A 26903-nucleotide genomic window follows, 5' to 3' on the forward strand; every position below is an offset into this window, starting at 1 on the left:
GGGATGCGGGCCGTTCTTGTCCAAACGACGAGGGCGGCTTGTATTGCAGAGAGGGGATCATGCAATGAGTAAGCTATGGGGCGGACGGTTTACGAAGCAAACGAACAAGCTGGTAGAGGAATATACGGCTTCTATCGGGTTTGATCAGGCGTTGGCGGAAGAAGATATTCAAGGCAGTTTGGCTCATGTGGCCATGCTGGGAAAATGCGGAATTATTCCGCAGGAGGATGCAGACACGATCAAGGAAGGACTGCACACGGTCCTGGAGCGTATCCGCCGTGGGGAAATTGAATTTTCCGTTTCGGATGAGGATATTCACATGAATATTGAAAAAAATCTAATCGAGGCCATTGGTCCGGTCGGGGGTAAGCTACACACTGGGCGCAGCCGTAACGATCAGGTAGCAACGGATATGCACTTGTACTTGCGCGGACGTGTGGTATCGCTGGTGGGTATGCTGCATGACGTACAAGCTGCATTAATCGGCCAGGCAAAGGATAATCTGGACACGATTGTACCTGGATACACACACTTGCAGCGTGCGCAGCCTATTTTATTTGCACATCATTTGCTGGCGTATGTGTCTATGCTGGAGCGTGATATTGACCGACTCAAAGACAGCTATAAGCGGATTAACGTATTGCCGCTCGGCGCTGGCGCTTTGGCCGGGACCACTTTTCCGATCGACCGTCATTTTGTAGCCGAGCAACTGGGATTTGATGGCGTATATGAAAATAGCCTCGATGCCGTCAGCGACCGCGATTTTATCGTGGAGTTCCTGGCTGGCGCCTCGCTGATTATGACGCATTTGTCTCGTCTGAGCGAAGAGTTGGTGCTATGGAGCAGCACGGAGTTTGGTTTTATCGAGCTGGATGATGCTTTTTGCACAGGCAGCAGCATTATGCCGCAGAAGAAAAATCCGGACGTACCGGAGCTGGTACGAGGTAAAACCGGACGTGTCTATGGAAACCTCGTGGGCTTGTTGACTGTATTGAAATCCTTGCCGCTGGCATACAACAAGGACATGCAGGAGGACAAGGAAGGGATGTTCGATACCGTTGCCACGCTGGAAGGAGCCTTGCAACTGTTCGCACCGATGATTGCCACGATGAAGGTGAACAAGGATCGCATGCGTCAAGCGGTTAACCAGGACTTCTCCAATGCAACGGATATTGCGGACTTCTTGGTCGGCAAAGGGCTTCCGTTCCGTCAGGCGCATGAGGTCATTGGCAAAACCGTACTGTATTGCATCCAGCATGGAAAATACTTGCTTGATCTGACACTGGACGAATTTCAGCAGTTTTCGGATCTGTTTGATGATCGTATCTATGAAGTACTTCAACCAGAAGCGGTAGTGAATGCACGGAATGTATATGGTGGAACCGCTACCGGTCAAGTACAGGCAGCCATTGGGCGCAGTGAACAGCTCCTGGCGAATACCTCAACATGGTTTGAAGGGCACAAGTCAAAAAATTAATCAGTAAAGAAAGATATTATTCTCTTGCACAGTAGCGGGATGCTGTGTAAAATCAAATTTTAAGGAATTAGCAATCTAAGATTCTAAGGCACCGTTCGCGGTGTCTTTTGTGCTTTTTGGGGTAATAATTTATAGTTCTAAATACCTATTACTACACTAGTGTGAAAGTTTCTAGTATTTACATTTTTGTATACTACGTCTGCGATGATTATGGTAGAATAGCACTAAGTTTTTCATTGAATTACCAATTCAATAGGACAAGAACTACATTCAATAAATAAATGTCAAGTTACTAGGGGCTCTTTTGGTCAAGTGAATTTCATAAATGTGTAAATGAAGGGCTTGAATGAGAACAGAGGTATGTCCTGGTTTTAGGAGAACGGCATGTAAATGCTTTAAAGTAGCGACGTAGCAGAAGGCAGAGTCGGGATGATCCAGGGAGGTATTATGAGAACTAAAAGGACGGCGCGTCAGTTAAAGAGCGCTTGGATCGGTTATCGCGCTTCTGAAGCCGATCAACTGATATCTTCATTGCATGAGGAACGGGTGCAAGCGGAGGAGTTACTGCGTGAGGAGCGGGAACTTTTCCACGCAGCGCTGGAACGGAAAAAGCAGCGGGATGCGGAGTTAAAGCAGCTGCTTGCGGATGCGCTCGCGAAAGAGCGGCGCTGGATTGAAAGGGCGGGAATCCATGGGTGACAAGCTTAGGTGGCAGGTTGGAGGAGTTTCAATTCGCCAAACCAAGAGAAGAATAAAAGAAGAGCGTCAGCGAATCGAACAACTGCAACAACAGCTAGAGGCTCAGCGGTCAGAGCAGGCTCCGGTGCTGTACAAGCTTGATTTTCATATCGAAGAGTTGGAACGGCGACTTCAGGATACAGAACTTCGTATCCAGGCTATACAGAACGCCAATGATACAGCAGCAGCTGTGGAACAATTGCTGGATGAAGGGATACAGGATGGACAGGTGCAGGAGGCTCAAGTCCAATATGCATCTGGGCAGGAACAGACAGCAGCAGGAGCTGCTATGGGTACTGCTTCCAGTATCCCTGGTACGGAAGGCGAAGAGGCCCCAACAGGAACGCGGAGCGGCCGAAACGGCAAGGCCCGTCTGGGGGATCAACTGGTGGAGAACGGGATGATCACCCGCGATCAGCTGACAGATGCCATCCGCAACCAGAAGCGTTACGGTGGCAGGCTCGGCGATATTCTAGTAGAGATGGGTTTCATTACAGCCGAGCAGCTACAGGAACAGGTTGGAGCCGACGAGTCCAAGGAGCGCCTAGGCGATATGCTGGTTCGTTCCGGCTATATATTACCGGAACAACTGGAGCGTGCACTGGAGTTCCAGGCGAAGAGCGGCGGGCTGCTGGGCGACATCTTGCTATCATTGCAAATGCTGGAACCTGCGGATTTGTACCGCGCGATTGCTACACAGAATCGAATCGGGCGTATTGGTGAGGAGCTCGCGCTGGATGCGGCGTACAAACTACCCGAGCAAGTGGCAATGGCTTATGGCGTGGTCGTCATCCATCAATATATGAACCGATATATTGTGGCGGTCAGCGATCCGCTGCCAGAAGAGCGGCGCTTGAAGCTGGAGGAAATTCTGGGTATGCCGGTAGAGCAAGTGCTTGCCACGAAAGAAGAGATGGAGCAGCTCTGGGGTAAAATCTACGGTGAAGAAATGATGCAGGAGAGCACGACCGGGCTGTTGGAAAAAGAACCGCACAATTCGGCGCGGACGACTTTTACAAAGGGACAACTTTGGGTGTTCGCAGCCATGGGTATGATTACACTGCTCGGTCTCTTGTGGAACAGTTGGAAAACGGTGTTGATCATCAATATGATGATTCAGCTGTTTTATTTTGCGATGACGCTATTTAAATTTGGCATTATTTATCTTGGTTCCCGGCGTGGGGCGCAGCTTCGTTTTACGAAGGAAGAGGTTGACGCCATGGATGAAAAGAAACTGCCGATCTATACCATTCTTGTACCTATGTATAAGGAAGCGGGCGTGCTTCCGATGTTGTTGCGAAATTTGGAGCAGCTGGATTATCCCAAGTCCAAGCTGGACGTGCGGCTGCTGATTGAAGAGGATGACATTGAGACGATCGAGCTACTTCGGGAAATGAAGCTGCCGGCCTATTACACGACACTGGTCGTTCCAGACGGTTTGCCGAAAACCAAGCCGAAGGCATGTAATTATGGACTGATTCGGGCACGTGGCGAGTTTGTCGTGATTTACGATGCTGAGGATCGTCCCGACGCTGATCAGCTTAAAAAGGTCATTGCAGCGTTTGATTCACTTCCTGAGCATTATGCGTGTATTCAAGCGAAGCTCAACTACTTTAATAGTACACAAAATTTGCTGACCCGCTGGTTCACTCAAGAATACAGTATGTGGTTCGAGCTACTGCTGCCGGGTATTATGCAGTTAGATACCCCAATTCCTTTAGGTGGCACATCCAATCATTTTCGGGTATCTGTATTGAAAGACATCAATGCGTGGGACCCCTATAATGTAACCGAGGATGCCGATCTGGGCATACGTCTGTATAAAGGCGGCTACAAAACTGCTATTGTCGATTCCCGCACATGGGAGGAAGCTAACAGCCGCGTGGGCAACTGGATTCGTCAGCGGTCACGCTGGATTAAGGGGTATATGCAGACATGGCTGGTTCATATGCGCAATCCGGTGAAGCTGGTGCGCGAAGTGGGCTGGAAAGGCTTTTTCGGCTTTCAGGTGATGATTTTGGCAACTCCGATGTTGCCGTTGCTGAATCCGATTTTTTGGGGCTTGCTTATTTTATGGTTTGGCTGGGAATTGTCCTTTATTCCCAAGCTGTTCCCGGGGTATGTGTATTACCTGGCCAGCGCGGAGTTTTATATCGGTAACTTTCTGTTCGTATTCAGCAATGTGGCCGGAATGTATTGGGTCATCGGAGAGCTGGAAGAGCGCGGTGAACGGACATTTTCATACGCGATGGTCAAATATGGGCTACTCTCGCCGTTATATTGGGTACTTATGAGTATAGCTGCGGTGAAAGCAGCTTGGCAGCTCATTACCAAGCCGTTCTATTGGGAGAAGACGACGCATGGTCTGACCGATATGCACGACTTGGACGATGCTCCGGCACAGTCATCTTGAATATGAAGAAAGAAGGAGCAAGCATGGAGACAAAAACACCTTTTTTATCTGTCGTCATTCCCATGTATAATGAAAGCTCGCATCTCGAGCGTTCACTTAAGGTGATTGATGGGGTACTGTCTGTTGTCACCTCACGCTATGAACTCATCATTGTAGATGATGGGTCCAAAGACGATACGTGGCTTAAGCTGTCCGAATTGTCCCGTCGTATGCCCTCTTTGCTCGCGCTCCGGCTGAGTCGGAATTTCGGTAAGGAGCTGGCGTTGTGCGCAGGTCTGGAAAATGCCTCTGGCGATGCAATCATTGTCATGGACGGTGATTTGCAGCATCCTCCTGAGATGATTGGGGAAATGGTACGTTTATGGCAAAATGAAGGTTATGATTTGGTCGAATGTGTGAAAGAATTTCGGGGAGAAGAGTCGGTGGGCAAAAAGCTCGGAGCTTCTTTGTTCTACGCGACCTTGAACCGCTTGACAGGCTTTAATCTCAAGGATGCCTCCGATTATAAGCTACTGGATCGACGAGTGGTGGATGCCTGGATGGCGATGCCAGAGCGTATGCCGTTTTTTCGCGGGATGACGGCTTGGCTCGGTTTCCGTAAAACCCAGATTTCATTCCGGGTGGCTCCACGCGAAGAGGGGCCAAGCCGCTGGAGTCCGTTAGGGCTGACTCGACTGGCAGCAGAAGCGATCGTTTCGTTTTCGACAGTACCGTTGCGGGTAGTAAGTCTGATGGGTCTCATTTTTATGCTGATTTCAGTCGTATTGGGGATTCAGACCTTAATGCGCAAATTAACGGGTGATGCTGTGACCGGTTTTACCACTGTCATTTTGCTGCTCTTGATTATTGGCAGTGTACTTATGCTGTCGATTGGAGTGGTAGGAGAATATATTGCCGCCATATATCACGAAGTCAAAGCTAGACCTCGCTATCTGATAGCAGATAAACGGGCGAATGCTGACCGATTGTGGGTGGACAGGGAGTTTAATCAACATGATCAGACGTTCATATCTAAAGTATCCAATCATTAAATACGGTATTGTGGGACTGCTGGGTACAGGTATCCATGTTGGTGTACTTGTGCTGCTGGTGGAGCTGTTTGCGGTACCAGCAGTAACAGCTACTACAATAGGATTTGTGGTTACGCTACTCGTCTCCTATGTGCTGAACCGAAACTGGACGTTCGAGCCTACCGGCGAGGGAAGCCGCACCCAGTTTCTTAAATATTTATTGGTCTGTACCTGTGGCTTGCTCTTAAATGCCGCTCTGATGTACGTGACCATTCACTGGATCGGTTGGTCGTATCTGATCGGTGAAGTACTAACTACCATCATCGTGCCTGTTCATAATTATTTCTGGAACCGCTACTGGATCTTCTCCGTTCCGCAACAGCGTCAGAAAGAGGTTTCATGATTTTAAGAAAACACGGAAAATTGCTATCAATGTTTGCTTGTATTACTGCTCTTGAACTGGCCGTGGGTGTGTATTTTGCATGGCATCTTGGCTATATGCATACCGATGCGCTCAGTCGAGTGGCTAATGCATTTTATGTGCTATACAGTCGTGATCCACACTTGGGTGCTATCGGGTTTGTATGGAATCCGCTGCCCAGTTTGATGGAGCTGATTGTGCTGTTGTTTTATCCTTTATTTCCGGTACTCGCTTCCCACGGGCTGGCGGCAGTGATTGTGAGCAGCCTGTTTGCAGGGGCGAGCGCGGCATTATTGTACGGGACAGGCAAACAGTTGGGGCTTCACGGTGCAACCAGCTTGCTGATTGCGCTATTATTTTCACTGAATCCATTTATGTTTCTGTTTGGCTTCAACGGCTTAAGTGACTCGCCATACATCTTTTTCATCCTGTTGACAGTGAGTCGATTTTGTATGTGGTTGAAGGATCGCAAGGCGGCGAATTTGATCGTATCCGGTTTTGCGCTTGCACTGGCTTTTTGGGTACGCTATGAAGCGGTCCCACTGGGCGTTGCGATGGCTTTGGGTGTATTACTGACGGTCTTTTTTCTGCATCGATGGCGTACAAACAGAGAGATGGTTAGAACGGAATTGTCTTTAAAAGAGCGCTTGTACAAGGTGGAAGCGACATGGCTTCTATTGTTGTTGCCACTTGTCTTTTCCGGTCTACTGTGGCTCTTTTTTAACTGGATTATCATGGGCGACCCACTTTACTTTTTACGCTCGCAATATTCCAATTCCACACAATCAGCGGCTTTGTTGGAGGATCAACGCTTTGTGGCAATGTTTGCCCACCCTATGCTGATGCTAAAGTTCATCGGGCAACGAACCTTATGGTATGCTGCTCCGTTGATTGCCATTTTGCTTATACGACTATTGGACAAACGTCTGTTGAGTTGGAGCACGTTAACGCTATTGGCCATTTTTTTATCGGTGCCAGGACTTCAGCTTTTGCTGATGCTCAAGCAGTCTTCTTTTGGATGGTTCCGATATTTTATGTATGTATTCCCGATTACGGTTGCCTGGTTGCCGTATGAGCTAAGTTTATTGAAGGGAAAAATGAGGGGGATCGGAATCTCTCTGGTAACAGCAGGAATGTTGGTAACAGCAGGATTGTTATCCTACGCACTGACGAACCCCGCGATTGCAGCAGATGAGCACAGCTATTTGACGCATAGTGGCAATGAAAGCTACGAACGTCAAATTATTGAGCGGAAAATAGCGCCGTGGCTGGATGAGCATTATGGTTCATCTCTCATTTTGACAGATTCTTATGCCGCCTATCCGATCATTTTGAGCAGCAAAATTCCGAAGAAGTTTATGATTACGAGTGATTTTGATTTTGGGGAATCTTTAATGGATCTGCCTGCTTCCAAGGTGGATTATGTCTTGGTCACGCGCGTGGTGGATGGGGTACCGCTGGATCAGGTGAACCGGAGCTATCCTGATTTGTTCGAAAAGGGAGCGCCGTGGGCCTCGTTGGTACATGACTTTGACGGGCAGTGGCGACTGTACAAAATAGAGCATGAAGAATCGAAATAATTATTATATTTTAGTGCATCGTAGCGGAGGTAAGAATACAGCTGTAGGTGAGTAGGCTACAGCTGGCATCACCGCAAGAAGTTTGAGGGGGAACGAGAGGAATGTCCTTTCGCAAATGGTCTGCAAGCAGATGGATGGCTATAGGTCTGTTTGTATTTATACTTGCATTGGAACTGTCTGCGGGCATCTATTTCAGCTATGTTCTGGGATATATGCACACAGACGCGCTCAGTCGCGTAGCTAATGCATTTTATGTGTTGTACAGCCGTGACCCGCATCTGGGCGCAATCGGATTTATCTGGAATCCACTACCTAGTCTTCTGGAAATGGTGATTCTATTGCTGTATCCAATCTTTCCGGCATTAGCCACCTATGGATTAGCCGCTGTTATTCTGAGTGCTACCTTTGCCGCTTTGACCGCTATGTTGCTGTATCGGGCGGGGGTCAGAACAGGGCTTAGCTCAGGGATGAGCATCATACTGGCACTGTTGTATGCACTGAATCCGTTTATTTTACTGTTTGGTGCCAATGGGCTGAGCGATTCGCTATACATATACTTTATTATGATGACGGTGATTGAGTTTGCATTGTGGCTCAAGGATCGCATGACGGCAAGCCTGATTGTTTCTGGATTAGCGCTTGCCATGGCGTTCTGGACTCGCTATGAAGCGGTTCCTCTGGGCGTGGCCATGGCGGGTGGAGTGGTATTGGCGATCATGTTTCTACATCGAAACATGGGCAGACGCGAGCTGGCCTTGCGAGAAAAACTGCACAAGGTCGAGGCAACGTGGTTGCTGCTTCTGCTCCCCGTAGTCTTTTCCGGGCTGTTGTGGATTTTCTTTAACTATCTCATTATGGGGAATGCTTTTTATTTCCTGAATTCGGAGTATTCGAACACGGCCCAATCAGCAGAACTGCTGAATGATGATAAGTTTGTAGAGATTTTCTCCAATCCGCTGGTGGCTTTAAAATTTATCGCTTCCAAAACACTCTGGTATTCCGTACCGTTGTTTGCTATTCTGATCATTCGTTTGTTGAGTGGGCGATTATTCCGATGGGGAACCCTGATTATTTTGTTATTGTTCCTGTCAGTACCGGGCTTGCAATTTTTACTTATGATGCGGCAATCCTCGTACGGGTGGTTTCGTTATTTTATGTACGTGTTCCCAATTACCGTCGCCTGGTTGCCCTATGAGCTGAGCCAGCTTCAGGGACGATGGCGGAGGGCAGCCTTTGGCCTAGTGTCCGTCAGTCTGCTGCTTACCGCTGGATTACTTTCCTATGCGTTGACTCGCCCGGATATTGCACCGGATGAGAACAGCTTTCTCACACGAACGGGTAATGTGAACTACGTAAGACAGGAGTCAGATCGTAAGATTGCCGTCTGGTTGGATGAGCATCTGCCGAAGTCTACCATTATGACCGATTCGGCTTCGGCCTACACCATGATTGTCTACAGCCAATATCCCAAACGCTTCCTGATCACCAGCGATTATTCGTTCAATAAGGCATTAAGTTATCCGCAGGATTACCATGTGGATTATATCCTTGTACCTAAGATCATGTCAGGTATGCCACTGAGTAAAATCAATATGGTATATCCGAATTTATATGAGAAAGGCGCTCCTTGGGTCCAGCTCGAACGTGAGTTTAACGGTGAGTGGCGCTTGTATAAGGTGCTACCCAAGTCACTAACTAAAGGATCTCCATCAACGGAGACCACGACAAACCCTTAATGTGCATAACAAATCCCCGAGCCTATCCCTTCGTCAAGGTGCGATGAAGAGAAGCTGCGGGGATTTTTTTAACCTGTTTAGTGCTCTTTGAGCGGTAGCCACGCCAGTACATCCTGAATTTTTGCGTCCCAGTATCCCCATTCATGAGCCCCAGGTCCTTCTTCATAGGTCAGCGGAACCCCGATGGTACTACAGGTTTCACGAAAAGCCTGATTTCCCTCATAGAGGAAATCCTCTGTACCGCAGCATTGATAGAGCTGGGGGAGTGAGGTCCCCAAGGTGGCATGACGTTGTATCAACTCCAGCAAGTCGTGATCCGTACCGCGTATTTCATCTGGACCAAAAATGTTAAGCCATTCCGCTGGACTCATTGCATTTTGCGCAGGATCGGTGCGTGATGCGTGTAGATCCATGACTCCCGAAAGGCTGGCAGCGGCTGCAAAACGCTCTGGATGCTGGAGTGCCAGTTTGAAAGCACCATATCCACCCATGGAAAGCCCGGCTACAAAATTGTCTTCACGCTTGTCGGACAGAGGAAAGAACGAACGTGCCAAAGCCGGCAATTCTTCACTGATAAAGGTCCAATAAGCCGCGCCTTGCTCCATATTCGTATAGAAACTCCGATGTACTTGGGGCATAACGACAGCCAAGCCCAATGAGGCCACGTAGCGTTCAATGGAGGTTCGACGCAACCAGGTTGAATCATCGTCCGATAGGCCATGCAGCAAATACAGCGTCGGATGTGGCCCGGTTCCTTGCTTGCCCTCTAGTCCAATTTGCGAACGGGTTGTCTGAGGAAGAATAACATTCATGGATGTGCTCAGACCTAGAACTTCCGAATAAAACTGACATTGAATAAGAGCCATAAGAAGACCTCTTTTCTTAGGGTTTTGTGACCTCATTGCGGTGTTCCAGCATATGACCGAGTATTCATTCAGTATACCTTAGCCTGTCTAAATATACATATCCAAGTGAATAACTAGGTATTAAGTCCTGTTTCTTATTTATCCTACATTAGGAGGGGGGATGGTTATATGGGACGATTTTTTTAATTTGGGGGTTATTTGGGTTTGATTTCTGGTAAAGTGTTTAAAAAAGAATGATGAATCCAATCAGAGGAGGAATTTATAGCATGGGAAAAAAGTTAAGAAATACAGTTACAGGTGTATTGAGTACAGGTCTTATTCTTAGCGCATTCAGCGCAGCGGCAGCAGCTCCCCAAACTACAAATGGTCATTGGGCAGGAGATCAGGTGCAACGCTGGTCAGCCACAGGGCAATTGGACGGAGCGGTGAAACCGGATGCGGCGATCACACGCGCAGAATTTATTGTTCTTTTGAACCGCAGCTTGGGAACGTTCACACAGGAAACTCCAGCGGTGACAGACGTAACATATGCGGGTGGTGTGAAAGTAAACGGTAATGGAAGCAGAACGTTCACAGATGTTCCAGCTTCTCACTGGGCATACAACGAGCTGACAAATGCCGTGAATGCAGGTTACATAAGCGGCTATGCAGATAACAAGCTCAAACCAAATGGTAAGGTAACACGTCAAGAGGCTGCGGCTATCGTAGGCAAAGCTATTGGACTCACTGCGGGTAACGCAGCAGATGTTACTAAATTCATTGACTCCGACAAAATTGGATCTTGGGCGAAGAAAAGTGTAGCGGCAGCTGCGGAGCAAAAAATCATCAACGGCTATCCGGATGGTAAATTTCAGCCACTGAAGTCGCTGACTCGTGCAGAGGCGATTGCTATTCTGGACGCTGCTTCCGGCTACAACCTGAGCCCTGTCGATAATCTGACGACGACTCCTGGTGGAACGGTAACGGATTCCACATACAGCAACGTGACAGATTCCACTTATGGTAACACGTCGACTACTTCTGGCAGCGAAACAGAAGATAGCAGCACAAATACCAGCACAGATAGCACGACTACGAACAACTCTACAACAATAGATACCAACACAGATACCGACACAACTACGGATACGACTACAGATAGCACTACAGACACAGTTGCAACTACGGGAGCACTGAAAGTCAACGATGTGTATGACGGGGAAGGTACAATTACGGGGACAGCTAAAGCCGGTTCCACAGTAACCGCCTATTCCAACGAACTGCCTATCGGTAGTGCAGTAGCCAAAGATGATGGCACATTTAGTATCAGTGTGCTTACTCAAAAAGCGACAGTTAGACTGGTTATCAAAGCTAAAGATGCAGACGGCAATGAAAGTGAGCCTGTAGAAATCTCGGTTTTGGGTAAACGCAGCGAGTAATTTATAGCTAAAATCCCCCTTTCACTCTGTCTGGAACAAATCCAGCTGGCAGTGGAAGGGGGATTTTTCGTTTATTCGCTTATACCGTCCTCGACGATAGACTTCTCCGGTTCACGTGTTTGTGGCTCAGACGAGGTGCTACCGCCATAACTAGCTATAATGCGTTGCTGCGCTCGATACGTATCGCGGCTGATTCGGGTGCGATCTACGGTTTTTCCGTCTACCTTTTTTACCCGGAAGGTTTCTACCACATACCCTTCTTTGCCCTGCCGAAGTACTTGATAGAAGCCGGGGGAAAGTGAGTCATTACGGAGCTTCTTCTCCGGTATGGGAAGTACGCGAACCGTATGGGATTCCAGTTCATACGAAACATTGGACGGAAATGTACCAAAAAATTTTACGGTAAGTGTTCGGTTTTGGATAGCGGCACGAAGTAGCAAATGCTTGCCTGTATTGTTTTTAAAACGAAAATTAATGGACCCTGTAGCAAAAGTTGCATCTTGACCTTTGGGCAGATAGCTGACCGGCAAGGAATGGTTGCGGCGCTCAACAATGTCCAAACCGACTCGCAGCGCTGCATTATACACCGTGCTGGATACCTGACAAATCCCGCCGCCAATGCCGGACTCCAACTGACCGTTCACGATCACTGGGGCTTCACGAAAGCCATGAGTGCGCTCAGCTTTGGCAATCAATTGGCCATAGTCGAATATGTCACCAGGCTTGAGAATTAAACCATCAACGGTGCTTGCCGCTGAATTGACGTTATACACGCGTCCTTCTGAGCTGCTACCGAGACTGGTGGAGAACTGGACGATTTTGCGCTCAATCCCTTCGTTACGCAGACTGTCTACCGAAATTTTCGGCTCCAGCTGACGGAACGGTAATTCCACTCGTACCGGCTCTTCAGAAGCAGTAAAATCCTTGGGCAGCGCCTTTTCCAGGGCAGCGTCCAGTTTGGGCCAATCCAGACGTCGCGCAGAGCGCCCCGGAATATAACGTACCTGATCATTCCCGTCAATCTGACGCAGAGCATTGATAGGCATGCCATATCGTTGCTCCTCCCAATCGGCTCCGAATTGGGCCCTCAATGTCTCCTCCTGTCGGAAAGATGCGATAGACCATTCCTTTTTGAAGCTAAAACGTGTCTGTACACGAGTCCATAGATGCTCCGAGCTGAGCGCCTTCACGGCATTCCGAAATGCCTCCGCTTTATAACGAATCCCTGCTTCCCCGAGTGTAATTTTTATATCCTGTGCACTGCTGTCACTGTCCGTCAGAAGCAGTGGGCGTTGCTTCAATGCATCCAGTTTTTTATCCACCAGCCGGAGAGCGGCCGTTTTATCCATGCTTCCTACGTTGACTCCTCCGACCCTCACTCCCTCCGGCAGCGTTTGTCTGTCGGCGTACAGATGAAGTCCCCCCCACAACATGGCCAGCGCCAGAACACCAGACCATATCCAAATGACAGATAAATGAATTTTTTTCATAATGCAGATGTCTCCTGTCTGATAAGCTTGATAGCGTACTCGTGTGCCATAATATTCATATATATGTGCCAAAAGCAGAAAACTTTCGGTACTATTTAGGTAACAAATTTGTTACAATGATAAACGGTATGATGAAATAGAGAAGTTTTTAAAGGAAATGCATGGAATATGTCGAATGGATATTAGGTTATGCGTAATATGATTAAGCAACGGGAAGTGATCGAGTGATTGAAATGCAGGATGTGTGGAAGACCTATACTAACGGAACCCACGCACTTCAAGGAGTGTCGGTCAGAATTGACCGCAATGAATTTGTATACGTAGTCGGCCCGTCTGGAGCGGGGAAATCGACTTTTATGAAGCTTATTTATAGAGAAGAAGTACCTACCAAGGGGCAAATTTCAGTCAATGGTTTTAATATCGGGAAGCTCAAGCAGCGTAAAATTCCCTACGTTCGTCGTAACATCGGAGTCATTTTTCAGGATTTCCGGCTTTTGCCGCGTTTGACGGCTTATGAGAATGTGGCTTTTGCTATGGAAGTTATTGAAGCTCCCAAGAAGCTGATTCGCAAACGGGTACCAGAAGTGCTTGAACTGGTTGGCTTGAAAACAAAAATGAACCGTGAGCCTGCCCAGCTTTCTGGTGGGGAGCAACAGCGTGTAGCGATTGCACGGGCGATCGTGAACAATCCTTCCGTGATCATTGCCGATGAACCTACGGGAAATCTGGACCCCGAAACATCGTGGGAGATCATGCAGTTGCTGGACGAAATTAATTTTCGGGGCACGACCATTGTGATGGCGACCCACAATAAGGACATCGTGAACTCCATGCGTAAACGCGTGATTGCCATTGAAAATGGCAACATCGTAAGGGATCAGGTAAGAGGGGAGTACGGATATGACTTTTAACACCTTCTTACGTCATGTGCGGGAAGGTTTCAAAAACATATTCCGCAATGGCTGGATGTCCGTGGCATCCGTCACCTCGATTATTGTGTCATTACTTATATTGGGCGTATTTATCATGCTGGTGCTCAACGTCAATTCCCTGGCTGATCAGGCAGATAGTCAGGTGGAGGTTAACGTATTTCTGGAGCTAAATGTAGAGCAGAACATGCGTGAAACACTGCAAAAGGAAATCGCGGCGATGCCAGAAATCAGCAAAACGACCTTTGTGACTAAAGCTCAGGGTTTGGAAGAGCTGCGCAAAGATTTGGGCGACAGCGGCAAGGAACTGCTGGAGGGTTTTGACAAGGACAGCAATCCACTGCCGGACAAAATTGTGGTAGAGGTTATTGAACCAACAACGGTTCCATTTGTAGCTGAAAAGATTGAAAAGCTGAATACGTTGCATCCAGAGAAACCGATTTTAAAGGTTCGTTATGGAAAAGGCACCGTAGAGACGCTCTTTACGATTACGAAGCTCATTCGTAATGTAGGCTTTATTTTCGTTGCCGGACTGGCAATCATGTCCATGTTCCTTATCTCGAATACGATTCGCGTGACCATATTGGCACGACGCAGAGAGATTGGCATTATGAAGCTGGTCGGTGCGACCAACTTTTTTATACGCTGGCCGTTTTTTATCGAAGGCGCGCTTATTGGTCTTATTGGTTCCCTTATTACCGTAGGTATTTTATTTACTGGCTATCAGCGTTTGCTGACCGCTGTTCAGGGCGATATAGCTCTGAATATGTTGAAGCTTATGCCACTTGAAGGCATTTGGATTCAGTTGAGTGCATTGCTGATTATTCTGGGGATGCTGGTCGGAATTGTTGGCAGTACCCTGTCCATGCGCAAGTTCTTAAAAGTATAAAGAAGCGTTGGCTGGACGTCGTGGTCGATATAAATTAGTACGGGGAAGCCCGGTGTTATTTTGCGATAAAGGATGGGGAGTGCAAGTTGAAAAAAAAAGGATCTGTGTTGGCCGCTACCTTGGTAGCCGCATTGCTAATCCAGCCTTCTGACGGATATGCCAAAAACATGAGTGAAATCAATTCGCAGCTGAACCAATTGGAAAAGCAGGCCCAATCTGCCAAGCAACAACAGGAAAAGGCTGCTCAAGATAAACAGTATGCCCAACATTACAAAAATAAAACCGTGCAAAACCTGAAAATTGTGCTTGCTCAGATTAACAGCGTCAGTGATCAGCTAACTCGTGTTGCGGTTCAGATTGATCAAACGGAAGATAATCTGCGTGCAACTAAAAAAGATTTAGCTGAGGCCATTGATCGTATCCAGTCACGGGAAAAAATGCTGGAAACTCGCGTGCGCTTGATGTATACGGATGGAACTGTCTCATATATGGATGTGCTTATGTCTTCGTCCAGTTTTAGTGACTTTCTCAGCCGGGTAGATTCCCTGAAAACGATCGTGGAGCAGGATCAAATTCTGTTGGACGAGCATAAAAAGGACAAGGCACTGGTCGTAAGTAAGAAGAAGCAGCTGGACACAGAATATAAAAATGCCAAGAAGCTGTATGCGCTCAAGCAGGGCGCCAAAGCAGAACTGGATTCGAAGGAGAAAGAGAAGCAAAGACTGATTTCCAATTATGATCATGATATTGCGGAGTCAGATGAAATCAGCGAAGAGCAAAATGATATGCTGGTAGCCCTTGCGAATAAACGTGTGGGTCTGGTGCAGGAGAAGAACAAGCTCAGAGCGGAGCAGGCTGCCAAAGCCGCACGCGCCAGAGCGGCTGCACGTGCGGCTGAAGCCAAACGATATGCATCTTCTTCCTCAGGCGCCGCCTCGAATTCCAGCCATGCGGCAGCCAGTACGTATACGGGTGGATCAGGTACGTTGGCTTTACCTGTATCTCATTACAGACTCTCATCTACTTTTGGCATGCGGGTACATCCGATTACCGGCAAGCTTAAAGGCCACACAGGTATTGATATGGCGGCTCCGCAGGGAACCGATATTCATGCAGCTGAAGACGGTGTGGTCATTGTTGCCGAATGGTGGAGTGGCTATGGAAATACGGTTGTGATTGACCATGGAGACGGGCTATGGACCCTATATGGACACATTCGCAATGGTGGTACGGTGGTTCATACGGGACAGACTGTGAAACGTGGTCAAAAAATTGCAGAGGTTGGTTCGACGGGCAATTCCACAGGGCCTCACTGTCATTTTGAGGTGCGTGAAAATAACAAACCTGTAAATCCGATGAACTATTTATAGTAGATAAGGTAAGCCCTATTTATAGCCATTACGGTTGTAGATAGGGCTTTGCTGTAATGGTTAATATCCGATGAAGAACATGTGCATTGAGACACGGAGTAGGATACAATTAACATATTCCGTACAAGCTAGACGTATACTTCGTGGATGGACATGCGTTGTAAGGCAATAGGATACAAGATAATGAGAAGGCGGTGGACGATTAGATGTTGAAAAAAAGTACAGCGATACTCTTGATGGTGATCGGGCTGCTTGGCGGCAGTTTGCTCACTTTTGCCTATACTGGAACGACTACAGTAGGGAACAGCGCTCTGGGCGAAGGACTGCTGGCGAGTGTAACAGGTAGCAGTTCTACCTCCAGAAGTGATATCCGCAAAATCGAGACGGCGATGGACCTGATTCAGGGACAATATTATCAGGATGTGGATCGTACCAAACTGGTGGATGGAGCGATCAATGGTATGATGGATTCGCTCGGCGATCCATATTCCTCTTATATGGGTAAAGAAACTGCACAACAGTTTGAGCAGTCCATAGAGGGTTCTTTTACCGGGATCGGAGCCGAAGTAGCAGCCGAAAACGGGAAAGTAGTTGTAGTCACGCCAATTAAAGGCTCCCCGGCAGAGAAGGCAGGGTTACGCTCTAAGGATATTATTTTGTCTGTTAATGGTGAAACACTGGACGGATTGGATCTAAACAAGGCCGTTTCCAAAATTCGTGGACCTAAGGGCAGTCAGGCGAAAGTCAAAATTCAGCGCAGCGGCTCTCCTGATCCGCTCGAATACACGATTACCCGTGACAACATTGATATGGAAACTGTAACGGCTCATATGGAGAGCGACGGTGTAGGCGTCATCACGATCACCCAGTTCTCCTTGAATACAGCAGAACGTTTCAAGGAAGAGTTAGCGAAGCTCGAAAAACAAGGGCTTAAAGGGCTCGTCATTGACGTGCGTAATAACCCGGGCGGCGTGCTTTCCGTGGTCATTGATATTGCACAGCAATTTGTACCTTCTGGCAAAACGATTGTACAAGTGGAAGACAAGAATCAGAAGCGTGAAGAAGAGAAATCCAAAGGTTCACGCAAAAATTATCCTGTGACTTTGCTAATGAATAAAGGTAGCGCAAGTGCGTCCGAAATTCTGGCAGGTGCTCTCCAGCAATCAGCGGGCGCTGTGTTGATCGGGGAAAATTCCTTTGGTAAAGGTACTGTGCAAACCAGCTATGACAAGCAAATGGGTGACGGCAGCCTGCTCAAAATCACGATTGCCAAATGGTTAACACCAAATGGGACGTGGATTCATAAAAAAGGAATTAAGCCGAATATCGCGGTGGAACAACCAGAATACTTCACAGCAGCACCGCTGAACAAGGAAAAATCCTTGAAATACAATATGAATAGCAGTGATGTGAAAAATGCACAAATCATTCTGCAAGGATTGGGTTACAAACCAGGTCGCGAGGATGGCTATTTTGACAAAGTAACTGAAAGCTCAGTTATTGCTTTTCAAAAACAAGCGAAGCTGACCGCTAGCGGCATCATTGATGCGAAGACAGCAGCAGCGATGGAAGCCAAGCTGATTGAGAAAATTCGTGATCCGAAAAATGATAGTCAACTCAAGCAGGGGATTGAAGAGATTCGAAAGGAAATGAAGACAAGCGCAGCGAAATAATAATGAGGCTACAACAAGGGGGCTGGAAACAGCCTCCTTTCATATTGGGATTTATTTGCAGTCTGTCGGTTTGTCTTCCCTACGTTGGCAATTTCATATAGAATAAATGGATATGAAATGTACGTGATCCGCTATACAGCGGGCCAGGGGCATAAGGAGTGTGAATGGACTTGGAATGGGCATTACAATGGGGATGGAGCGTCTTGAATGCTTGCTTGTACCTGCTTTTGCAGCCGTTTTATTATATCTCGATACTCATTGTCGCACTTGGTTATCGTCGGCAGATGCTGCTGGAGCGCAAGCTATTTCATACCAAAATGCATAGCTGGGCTGCAGAGACCTGGCGTGTCGTATGGAGTGGTTTGCTTGCTGGAATGGCGCTATCTGCTCTGGGAATGTTCGTCAGCGTGCATCTGAACTCGGCTTCCATCGTGTGCCTGTGGGTAGCGACATTACTGCTCATGCTGGTACGCGTCCGTTACCTGTGTCTCGCTTATTCAGTAGGTCTGCTAGGTGTGGTTCAATTTTTTCTAAACGTGGCCAGTGGCTGGCAACCTGGGGGAGCGCTCGGAACATCAGTAGCAGCTATCCGCGGTTTGGATATTCCAGCACTGTTGGTGTTGGTCGCCGTGCTGCATGTGGCTGAGGCGCTGTTGGTTCGCTGGCAAGGGGGGAAAGCTGCCACTCCGCTGTTTGTTGAGGGCAAACGGGGAAGATTGGTTGGCGGTTATCGTATGGAAGACCTCTGGCCCATTCCGTTGTTATTGCTGGTACCGGCTCAGGGAGGATTCACGCTTCCCTGGACACCGTTGTTCGGCGGCGATGCCGGAACGGGGTATATGCTGGCAGCCTTGCCAGTCCTGATGGGCTTTAGCAGCGTGACACTAGGCCAGCTACCACGACAGAAGGCGGTACTTACTTCGAACCGCTTGCTCCTGTACAGTGTGGCTTTACTTCTGCTGAGCTTGCTGACCGCGTGGTGGAGTCCGCTGATATTGCCCGCAGCGTTATTCTCCTTTCTGGCTCATGAGGCGCTAATCTGGTATGGTAATATAGAGGAAAGTCGTCTTAGCCCAATGTTTATCCATCCAGAGCAAGGGATGCGTGTTCTCGCTGTGCTGCCAGACAGTCCAGCGACAGCCATGGGCATACTGCCGGGTGAGGCCATTTACCGCGTGAATGGAGTTGTTGTGAACACCCGTGCCGAGTTACACCAGGCCTTGCGGATCAACTCTGCTTTTTGCAAGCTGGAGGTACGCAATCTGCAAGGCGAGAGCAAGTTTGTGCAGCGAGGCATGTACGATGGTGATCATCACCAGTTAGGGGTTGTGCTTGCACCGGATGCAGACGCGAGCTGGGCCGTATCCATACAGCCGGCCTCCATCTATCGGATTGTTGCCATGCACATAGGCGCACGACAACGTAAAGCTGGACAGGCATCGCAGGCAGAGGGTACACATTTGGACACCGTAGACAAATAGATGTTGCAACAAGAGGGTAGTCATTATTTGATTAGAGTCGAATAAGGCTACGCTCTTTTTATATGCCGACAGTAGCCTGCTTGAAATCAATATTCTGATCGGTATACAATGAATATGTAATATGAAGCATTGATTAACCGAATGCCTATCATGTGTGTCAAGCAGGGAGAGAAGAAGATGAACGCGATTCACTTTATTCGAGAGTACATCAGGCATCCACGCAGCGTAGGCGCTGTTATACCCAGCTCAAGACAGTTGGCCAAACAAATCGCCACACCGATTTACTTTGACAAAGCATCGTGCATTATTGAATATGGTGCAGGAACCGGTGTGTTTACGCAAGAGCTGATTTTGAACAAGCGTCCAGAAACGCTACTTTTAGTGATTGAAGCTAATGAATCGTTTTATAAAACATTACAAAGCAAGTACGGACACTTGGAGAAGGTACACATCATTCACGGATCGGCTGAGCATGTAGCTCAGTATATACGACAGTATGAGGTCCCTAAAGTGGATTATGTTGTGTCAGGGCTCCCTTTCACCAGCTTACCCGCTGCATTATCCAGCCTCATTTTGGGACAAACGGCTGAGGTTTTAGGTCAGGAAGGCAAATTTATTACGTTCCAGTACAGCAAGGTCAAACATAATTTTTTTCGCACCTTTTTTGCTGACATTCAGATTAAAAAGGTAAACTGCAATGTCCCTCCCGCTTATGTGTTCACTTGCAGCCTGTAACCTTGCAGCTATGTAGAGGATTAGAATAAATACGAATGTGAATATACGGATAATTATGAGAAGACTTGGTCAGCGTCATTAAAATGCTGAAACGGTCTTTTTTTGTTGTACACTTTCATAGATATATAAGATAAGGGGATATGTTAAAAAGCAAAATTCATTTAAGGAATCATATTTTAAAATGGGGCTTAACCTATATATTACATAAGATGGAACCTGCTAGATTTTTGTAAGATTCATGATAAATCTGAACTTTTGTAAAAGGAGATTTATATATGGTAAAACCGCTAATATTCATGCGTTGGTGTGAGTACTATGAGTTAAGTGACCGTGAGACGGACTTTGTATCTTTTTTTATGATGAATTTCTCGGCTGCCCGTTCAGGCAATCAACCGAAGCTTAAGGAGCAGTTTGTTGAAATTCAGAAAAAAACCTTTCCTGAGTACCCGTTTGATATTACCCCGGAAGAACTGGATTACTCCAAATTCGAAGGCTTGATGAAGCAAGTGTTGAAAATTCATTTTGACACAGCCGAGCTGCTATACTCCTTTTATCTCCAAAAGCTGTGCGCACCTTTGGCAGAATACATTTTATCCACTGGAGAATCAGAGCCTGCACGCATCTATTATAAGCTTATTCAAAAGGATAAAGTACGGTAGGGAAGACGAGTGTGGATGAGCAAGAGCTATTGGGATACTCAAGCTATATGGTTATTTAAGAAATTAATACTAGTTAATTAAAATAATAGTTAAAAATGTCAATATACCTTTGTGTTAAGGTAATATTATAAATCCAGTTTCAAAGAAAGAGGGTGTTGTCTTCGGCTGGAACATTTAAAGCACGGATAGGACGCTGCAACGGAACGATAAGCTCGTTTGGGGACAGGGAAGGGGCCTTAAAGCCTCAAGGAGTGGCATTCGTATGGGTGCCGCTCTTTTTAAATTGAAGGGAGGAAAGCGGCATGAAGGCGAAAAATTGCAGGGGTATTTTGTCCAAGCGTTCCAAATGGCTGCCGGTCGTCATGGCATGCACGATTATGGCAGTGGGGGCTGTACCGGCTCCAGCTGTAGTTCACGGTCAAACGGCAAAGACTGTTACTATTAAGGTCGATACATCCAAGGATCGTAAGCCCATTAGTCCTTATATATACGGTACGAATCAGGACTTGGCCGGGGATGAAAATCTGACTGCCAGACGACTTGGCGGCAATCGAATGACCGGATACAACTGGGAAAACAATATGTCCAATGCAGGAAGCGACTGGAAGCAGTCCAGCGATAGCTATTTATGCGACAACGCCGGATTGACAAAAGCCGAATGTGAAAAGCCAGGTGCGGTCGCAACCTCGTTTCACGATCAATCGCTGAAGCTTGGCACATATTCTTTAGTCACACTGCCGATGGCCGGTTATGTGGCCAAGGATGGAAACGGAAGTGTGCAGGAAAGTGAAAAAGCTCCTTCCGCTCGTTGGAATGAGGTCGTAAACGCTAAAAATGCGCCGTTTCAATTGCAGCCTGATCTGAATGACAATCAGGTTTATGCCGATGAATTCGTCAACTTTTTAGTGAAAAAGTATGGCTCTGCTTCAACAAAAACAGGTGTGAAAGGATACTCGCTCGACAATGAACCTGCTCTCTGGTCGCATACGCATCCACGCATTCATGGTGAAAACGTCGGAGCGAAGGAATTGGTGGATCGGTCGGTAAGCTTATCCAAGGCTGTCAAAGCGGTTGACGCAGGTGCGGAGGTTTTCGGTCCGGTTCTTTACGGTTTTGGCGCCTATAAGGATCTTCAAACTGCACCTGATTGGAACTCTGTAAAAGGCAACTACAGCTGGTTCGTGGACTATTACCTGGATCAAATGCGCCTTAGCTCGCAAGCTGAAGGCAAGAGATTGCTGGATGTTTTCGATGTCCACTGGTATCCCGAAGCGAGGGGCGGAGATATTCGAATTACAGATGAGGTAGGGAATGACGAGACGAAGAAGGCCAGAATGCAGGCGCCTCGTACCTTGTGGGACCCGACCTACAAGGAAGATAGCTGGATCGCTCAATGGAACAGTGAATTCTTGCCTTTACTGCCTCGATTGAAGCAGTCGGTAGATCAGTATTACCCGGGAACCAAGCTGGCCTTGACCGAGTATAGCTACGGTGGCGAAAATGATATTTCTGGCGGTATCGCTATGACCGATGTGCTGGGTATCTTGGGCAAAAACGACGTTTATATGGCAAACTACTGGAAGTTAAAGGATGGTGCCAACAACTACGTTAATGCCGCTTACAAGCTTTATCGCAATTATGACGGAAAAAGCTCTACTTTCGGGGATATCAGCGTTAATGCGCAAACGTCGGATATTGTTAATAGCTCGGTGCACGCTTCCGTAACGGATGCATCCTACAAAGAACTGCACCTCGTTGTCATGAATAAAAGCATGGACAGTGCATTCGATGCCCAATTTAATCTTTCCGGTGAGACGACTTACGGTTCCGGTAAAGTATGGGGCTTCGACAAAAATAGCTCGCAAATTAAGGAAGCAGCGCCCATCACGCAAATTTCAGGCAACCGCTTTACCTATACAGTACCACCTTTGACGGCTTATCACATCGTGTTGACTGCTGGTAATGATACGTCTGTGCCACCTGTGGAAGGTCCTGATAGCTTTGCGCTGAGGGCTGAGGCGGGCGATGGGAAAGTCGATTTGTCCTGGGACGCTTCCAGCGGAGTTGTAGGTTACAGCGTACAGCGGGCAACGGTTGAAAACGGTCCTTTTGATGCTGTAGCATCCAACTTGGTCGAAACGTCCTATACGGATACGAACGTAACGAACGGTACTTCTTACTATTATAAAATAACCGCAAAAACAAAGACAGGAACGAGCGAATCCAATGTTTTGAAAGCGGTTCCGCGAACGCCTGTAGACGGACAGGATCGCTATGAAGCCGAAGATGGCACGCTGAAGGGAACCATTGTAGAATCCAGCGGGACCGGCTTCTCCGGTACTGGTTATGTAACTAATTTCCACAATGCAGGGGATTCCCTGACGATGACGATCCAGGCAGAGGCGGCAGGCTTGTACAAACTTACAATTGGCTACCGTTCTCCTCATGATGACAAACGCACGAATTTCTCTTTAAACGGCAAAGCGTCTGGCGAGCTGGTACTTTGGAAATCGGCTGATTTTAAAGAAACCTCCGGTGGTAAGGTTCTGTTGAATGCAGGGGCGAATACGATCGGTTTTGAAACAGGCTGGGGCTGGTATGATATCGACTACGTCAAGCTGGAGCCAGCTGCTGACCGTCCACCACATGCGGTAACCAAAACGCTCATCAATCCGAATGCGACAGTAGAAGCAAGAGCATTGATGAACTATCTGGTTGATCAATACGGGAAGAATATGCTTTCCGGTCAAGAGGAAATAAACGAAATTGATTGGCTTCAAGCGAATGTAGGTAAAAAGCCGGCTATTGCGGCACTTGATCTGATTGACTATTCCCCAAGCAGAGCGGAACGCGGTCTTAGTTCCACAGAGACGGAAAAGGCGATTGCATGGGATAAGCAAGGGGGCATTGTTACCTTTGCATGGCACTGGAACGCGCCGAAAGGTCTGATCGATACGCAGGGAAAAGAATGGTGGAGAGGCTTCTATGCCGATTCGACTACATTCGATATAGAATATGCGATGAATCATCCAGAGTCTGAAGATTATAAATTGCTTATTCGCGACATTGATGTGATTGCAGGGCAATTGAAGAAGTTGCAGGATGCTAAAGTTCCTGTCCTGTTCCGTCCTTTGCACGAAGCGGAAGGCAAATGGTTCTGGTGGGGCGCTAAAGGTCCTGAACCTGTTAAAAAATTATATATTTTGATGCACGACCGTTTGACAAATGTGCACAAATTGAACAATCTGATTTGGGTATGGAATTCTGTTGCTCCCGACTGGTATCCAGGGGATGAGTATGTGGATATTTTGAGCTTTGACTCTTATCCGCAAGCAGGCGACTACAGCCCGCAAATTGCAAAATACGAAGACCTTGTTACATTAGGCAAGGACAAAAAGTTAGTTGCCATGAGCGAAAACGGACCTATCCCGGACCCTGATCTGATGAAGGCGTATCAAGCTCACTGGAGCTGGTTCGCTACATGGTATGGGGATTTCCTGAGAGACGGCAAACAAAACAGTCTTGAGCATCTGAAAAAAGTGTATAATCATCCGAACGTCATCACGCTTGACAAGCTCCCGACGAACTTAAAAACGTATGGCATTACCGAGCAGCCATCAGTACCGGGCAGCTTCACGCTGAACGCAGCGGGCGAAACGGCGAAAGTAAAGCTGAGCTGGACAGCATCGGCGAATGCGACGAGCTATGAAGTGAAGCGTTCGACGGCTGAAAACGGCGCGTTCGCCACCGTAGCGAGCGATGTATACGGAAGCAGCTACACCGACACAGCTGTAACGGCAGACACGATGTACTATTACCAAGTCGTAGCGAAGAACGATGCAGGTCAAACGGTTTCGAACACGGCTAGCGCAGCGCCCAAAGCGGATACTCAGCAGCCGACAACGGGATTGGTGCTCCAGTATCGCACAGCGGATACAAATGTAAATGACAATCACTTGAACCCGCATTTCCAAATTTTAAACAAAGGTACAGCCTCTGTACCGATCAACGAGTTGAAAATTCGCTACTACTACACGATCGACGGTGACCGTGAGCAGACATTCAACTGCGACTATGCGATGCTGAGCTGCTCGAAGCTGAATGGTAAGTTGGTTAAAATGGATAAAGCCGTAACCGGCGCTGATTATTATTTGGAAGTCAGCTTTAACTCGGATGCAGGCGTGTTAGCACCTGGAGGAAGCACGGGCGGAATTCAAACCCGTATTCATAAAACAGACTGGTCGAACTATAACGAAAGTGACGATTACTCGTATAAAGGCACGCAGACTTCATTCGCCGATCATACGAAAGCTACGTTGTATCATAATGGCGTACTTGTTTGGGGAACCGAACCGGCAGCTAATTAAAATCATATAAATACCATCGCTGCAATGAGCAGGGGGATTTTGTATCCTACCTGCTCATTTTTTTGTACAAAAACCCTCCAAGAGATATGTTTGATTATTATATTCAGGTTTAAGAAATCACGAACTAAAATTACCTCATAATGTTAGAAGAGACGAAAAATATAATTTTTTAAGTAAAAAGAGGGGGATTGGAATGAAATATACACCTACGATCCGCTCGAAGATAGAGACAGAACTAAAGCAGAGAGGCTATACATTTAGCAGCTTCAGTAAAGTATCTGGAATTAACCGTGGTATATTTAGCACCATGCTTAACAGCAACCCACCCAAGCCGATCTCGGTTCGGCAGATGGACTTGATTACCAAGGCACTGGGATATCCCGAAGGCTGGCTGTATGAGCTATACATAGATGAATGCTTTTATGAGGGAAAAGGACACTGGAAACGGATTAAGCCTTTTTTATTACGTTGTGTAGAGTTAGGGAGGGAAGACTGTATTCAAAAGGTATTGTCGAGACTGACCGAGGACTTGTCCTATGTGTCGACGATATTTGAGCTTGCAGAAGAACTACACGAAGCAGGTAAGAAAAAGGAATCTATCCCCTTTTATGAGTGTGTAATTGAAAACGAAAAATATTACCACTCGGAGCGGTTGGCAATCTGCCAGTATCGTTTGTTTTGTTATTCTCTGAATACTGACTTGGATAATAATCGGCAAGCAACTATAAAGTTTGCACCGTTTCAGAGGAATCTTCCCGAGAATTACCAACTAGACGCGTTGTTAAAATTGACTAATGCATATTTCCAATTTTATGATTATGAGGCGGCTATACACTATGCGAAGGAACTTGAGGTACTAGTCACAAGCATTTATTGGCATCAAGCTCAAGCGAGGGCGAAAAAACGCGAAGTTACACGTTTAAATACAGAAAGACATCTAATCGTTTATTATGGTCAAGCCTATTTAATGCAGGGAAATTCCTTTGAAAAACAAGGACTATATGAAACTGCTATGAAGTTCATACCTTACTATGAAAATCTAACTGGATTTGAAGGTCTGGATGAGATTGGAATGATAGAGGCGCAGAAATTCGAAATATGGGGAATAGCAAACCGTTTGAATTTAGAAATTCTGATGGGGGATACGGCTAGTTTGCCTGCCTATGTTGAACTTATTAGAAATAATCCTCAGGAAATATTACTTGGACTATTGACCATTATAGAATCGGCCAATCATTACAGTTACTCAGTAGACGATACTCTGGTTCTTTTTGCTGAGAATATTAATGAATTTAGGGAGCTGCGTACAAATATTTCGTATTATCATACAAATAATGATCTGCTGACATATTCTCGTTTTTTTCTTGAGCTTAGTCGATACTATTTCAGTAAAGGAAGCTATACCGAGGCAATAGACAGTATGCTGATTAGTTTAAAAGCCTCCTCAGAGTTAAACGATAAGAATTACTTTATCAAGTCCATCACGCTATTGTTTGAGAAGTATAAGGATCACTCGACCGAAGAACAACGGACAGAATATAAAAAAGTGATACAAGCAGTGGAAATTAGTATGAGGCAAATGACCTCTTAGAGCAAAAAAAGGGCTATGTTTCTCTACCTAGAGTAGAAGAACACACAGCTCTTTTAATTT

Annotated in this window: 19 protein-coding genes; 17 read left to right on the top strand and 2 right to left on the bottom strand. The window is 47.0% G+C overall.

The window, feature by feature from the left end; translation table 11 throughout:
* Positions 1-64 precede the first annotated feature (64 nt).
* The 7 genes from argH to AC5ELV_RS11965 all read left to right on the top strand — a co-directional run bounded on the left by argH (position 65) and on the right by AC5ELV_RS11965 (position 9375).
* Positions 65-1477: an argininosuccinate lyase gene (gene argH, locus AC5ELV_RS11935; RefSeq protein WP_493430354.1), complete on the top strand. Its 1413-nt coding sequence runs from the start codon at positions 65-67 to the stop codon at positions 1475-1477.
* 447 nt (positions 1478-1924) lie between these two features.
* Positions 1925-2176, top strand: a complete 252-nt coding sequence (locus AC5ELV_RS11940; RefSeq protein ID WP_493430355.1) for a hypothetical protein — start codon at positions 1925-1927, stop codon at positions 2174-2176.
* Complete coding sequence (locus AC5ELV_RS11945; RefSeq protein ID WP_493430356.1) at positions 2169-4628, top strand: cyclic di-GMP-binding domain-containing protein, MshE-related; 2460 nt, start codon at positions 2169-2171, stop codon at positions 4626-4628. Before AC5ELV_RS11940 ends, AC5ELV_RS11945 begins: the two co-directional genes overlap by 8 nt.
* A 23-nt stretch (positions 4629-4651) precedes the next feature.
* Positions 4652-5659: a glycosyltransferase family 2 protein gene (locus AC5ELV_RS11950; protein ID WP_023990627.1), complete on the top strand. Its 1008-nt coding sequence runs from the start codon at positions 4652-4654 to the stop codon at positions 5657-5659.
* Positions 5622-6041, top strand: coding sequence for a GtrA family protein (locus AC5ELV_RS11955; RefSeq protein WP_307351552.1), 420 nt, complete (start codon positions 5622-5624; stop codon positions 6039-6041). The genes AC5ELV_RS11950 and AC5ELV_RS11955 overlap by 38 nt, the downstream gene beginning before the upstream one ends.
* Positions 6038-7639 (top strand): ArnT family glycosyltransferase, encoded by a 1602-nt coding sequence (locus AC5ELV_RS11960; RefSeq protein WP_493430357.1) that lies wholly within the window; start codon positions 6038-6040, stop codon positions 7637-7639. The genes AC5ELV_RS11955 and AC5ELV_RS11960 overlap by 4 nt, the downstream gene beginning before the upstream one ends.
* A gap of 101 nt (positions 7640-7740) precedes the next feature.
* Complete coding sequence (locus AC5ELV_RS11965; protein WP_493430358.1) at positions 7741-9375, top strand: glycosyltransferase family 39 protein; 1635 nt, start codon at positions 7741-7743, stop codon at positions 9373-9375.
* 77 nt (positions 9376-9452) lie between these two features.
* Here AC5ELV_RS11965 and AC5ELV_RS11970 read toward each other — a convergent pair whose 3' ends face one another.
* On the bottom strand, positions 9453-10241 hold the full coding sequence (locus tag AC5ELV_RS11970; RefSeq protein WP_493430359.1) for an alpha/beta hydrolase: 789 nt from the start codon (positions 10239-10241) through the stop codon (positions 9453-9455).
* Positions 10242-10507: 266 nt separating this feature from the next.
* Here AC5ELV_RS11970 and AC5ELV_RS11975 point away from each other — a divergent pair, with 266 nt between their 5' ends.
* Positions 10508-11659, top strand: a complete 1152-nt coding sequence (locus AC5ELV_RS11975; RefSeq protein ID WP_493430360.1) for an S-layer homology domain-containing protein — start codon at positions 10508-10510, stop codon at positions 11657-11659.
* Between the two features lie 71 nt (positions 11660-11730).
* On the opposite strand, the gene AC5ELV_RS11980 is transcribed toward AC5ELV_RS11975, so the two are convergent.
* Positions 11731-13149, bottom strand: coding sequence for a VanW family protein (locus tag AC5ELV_RS11980; RefSeq protein WP_493430361.1), 1419 nt, complete (start codon positions 13147-13149; stop codon positions 11731-11733).
* 224 nt (positions 13150-13373) lie between these two features.
* Between AC5ELV_RS11980 and ftsE the strand changes: the two genes are divergently transcribed.
* The 9 genes from ftsE to AC5ELV_RS12025 all read left to right on the top strand — a co-directional run bounded on the left by ftsE (position 13374) and on the right by AC5ELV_RS12025 (position 26843).
* Complete coding sequence (ftsE, locus tag AC5ELV_RS11985) at positions 13374-14060, top strand: cell division ATP-binding protein FtsE (protein WP_023990620.1); 687 nt, start codon at positions 13374-13376, stop codon at positions 14058-14060.
* On the top strand, positions 14050-14967 hold the full coding sequence (gene ftsX, locus AC5ELV_RS11990; RefSeq protein WP_013312238.1) for a permease-like cell division protein FtsX: 918 nt from the start codon (positions 14050-14052) through the stop codon (positions 14965-14967). The genes ftsE and ftsX overlap by 11 nt, the downstream gene beginning before the upstream one ends.
* Positions 14968-15053: 86 nt before the next feature.
* Positions 15054-16337 (top strand): peptidoglycan DD-metalloendopeptidase family protein, encoded by a 1284-nt coding sequence (locus AC5ELV_RS11995; protein WP_493430362.1) that lies wholly within the window; start codon positions 15054-15056, stop codon positions 16335-16337.
* A gap of 206 nt (positions 16338-16543) precedes the next feature.
* Positions 16544-18010: a S41 family peptidase gene (locus AC5ELV_RS12000; RefSeq protein ID WP_493430363.1), complete on the top strand. Its 1467-nt coding sequence runs from the start codon at positions 16544-16546 to the stop codon at positions 18008-18010.
* A gap of 164 nt (positions 18011-18174) precedes the next feature.
* Positions 18175-19491, top strand: coding sequence for a serine protease (locus AC5ELV_RS12005; protein WP_493430364.1), 1317 nt, complete (start codon positions 18175-18177; stop codon positions 19489-19491).
* 177 nt (positions 19492-19668) lie between these two features.
* A complete protein-coding gene (locus tag AC5ELV_RS12010; RefSeq protein ID WP_061829955.1) occupies positions 19669-20226 on the top strand; it encodes a class I SAM-dependent methyltransferase in 558 nt (185 codons plus the stop codon).
* A 275-nt stretch (positions 20227-20501) separates the two neighbouring features.
* A complete protein-coding gene (locus AC5ELV_RS12015; protein ID WP_493430365.1) occupies positions 20502-20885 on the top strand; it encodes a hypothetical protein in 384 nt (127 codons plus the stop codon).
* A gap of 302 nt (positions 20886-21187) precedes the next feature.
* The gene (locus tag AC5ELV_RS12020; RefSeq protein WP_493430366.1) at positions 21188-25252 is read left to right on the top strand and encodes a glycosyl hydrolase; all 4065 of its coding nucleotides are present in this window, start codon (positions 21188-21190) and stop codon (positions 25250-25252) included.
* 193 nt (positions 25253-25445) lie between these two features.
* Entirely contained in the window at positions 25446-26843 is a 1398-nt protein-coding gene (locus AC5ELV_RS12025) for a DNA-binding protein (RefSeq protein ID WP_493430367.1), read from the top strand.
* Positions 26844-26903: the final 60 nt, after the last annotated feature.

Source organism: Paenibacillus sp. NMA1017 (assembly GCF_058895805.1).

Excerpts from the sequence above, each read along its gene's own strand:
- AC5ELV_RS11945 (WP_493430356.1), top strand. The coding sequence starts at position 2,169 with ATGGGTGACAAGCTTAGGTGGCAGGTTGGAGGAGTTTCAATTCGCCAA.
- AC5ELV_RS12020 (WP_493430366.1), top strand. The coding sequence starts at position 21,188 with ATGAAGGCGAAAAATTGCAGGGGTATTTTGTCCAAGCGTTCCAAATGG.
- AC5ELV_RS12000 (WP_493430363.1), top strand. The coding sequence starts at position 16,544 with ATGTTGAAAAAAAGTACAGCGATACTCTTGATGGTGATCGGGCTGCTT.
- AC5ELV_RS11975 (WP_493430360.1), top strand. The coding sequence starts at position 10,508 with ATGGGAAAAAAGTTAAGAAATACAGTTACAGGTGTATTGAGTACAGGT.
- AC5ELV_RS11955 (WP_307351552.1), top strand. The coding sequence starts at position 5,622 with ATGATCAGACGTTCATATCTAAAGTATCCAATCATTAAATACGGTATT.
- AC5ELV_RS11940 (WP_493430355.1), top strand. The coding sequence starts at position 1,925 with ATGAGAACTAAAAGGACGGCGCGTCAGTTAAAGAGCGCTTGGATCGGT.
- AC5ELV_RS12010 (WP_061829955.1), top strand. The coding sequence starts at position 19,669 with ATGAACGCGATTCACTTTATTCGAGAGTACATCAGGCATCCACGCAGC.
- AC5ELV_RS11970 (WP_493430359.1), bottom strand. The coding sequence starts at position 10,241 with ATGGCTCTTATTCAATGTCAGTTTTATTCGGAAGTTCTAGGTCTGAGC.
- AC5ELV_RS11950 (WP_023990627.1), top strand. The coding sequence starts at position 4,652 with ATGGAGACAAAAACACCTTTTTTATCTGTCGTCATTCCCATGTATAAT.
- AC5ELV_RS12005 (WP_493430364.1), top strand. The coding sequence starts at position 18,175 with ATGGACTTGGAATGGGCATTACAATGGGGATGGAGCGTCTTGAATGCT.
- AC5ELV_RS12015 (WP_493430365.1), top strand. The coding sequence starts at position 20,502 with ATGGTAAAACCGCTAATATTCATGCGTTGGTGTGAGTACTATGAGTTA.
- AC5ELV_RS11980 (WP_493430361.1), bottom strand. The coding sequence starts at position 13,149 with ATGAAAAAAATTCATTTATCTGTCATTTGGATATGGTCTGGTGTTCTG.
- AC5ELV_RS11965 (WP_493430358.1), top strand. The coding sequence starts at position 7,741 with ATGTCCTTTCGCAAATGGTCTGCAAGCAGATGGATGGCTATAGGTCTG.
- AC5ELV_RS12025 (WP_493430367.1), top strand. The coding sequence starts at position 25,446 with ATGAAATATACACCTACGATCCGCTCGAAGATAGAGACAGAACTAAAG.
- AC5ELV_RS11960 (WP_493430357.1), top strand. The coding sequence starts at position 6,038 with ATGATTTTAAGAAAACACGGAAAATTGCTATCAATGTTTGCTTGTATT.
- ftsX (WP_013312238.1), top strand. The coding sequence starts at position 14,050 with ATGACTTTTAACACCTTCTTACGTCATGTGCGGGAAGGTTTCAAAAAC.
- argH (WP_493430354.1), top strand. The coding sequence starts at position 65 with ATGAGTAAGCTATGGGGCGGACGGTTTACGAAGCAAACGAACAAGCTG.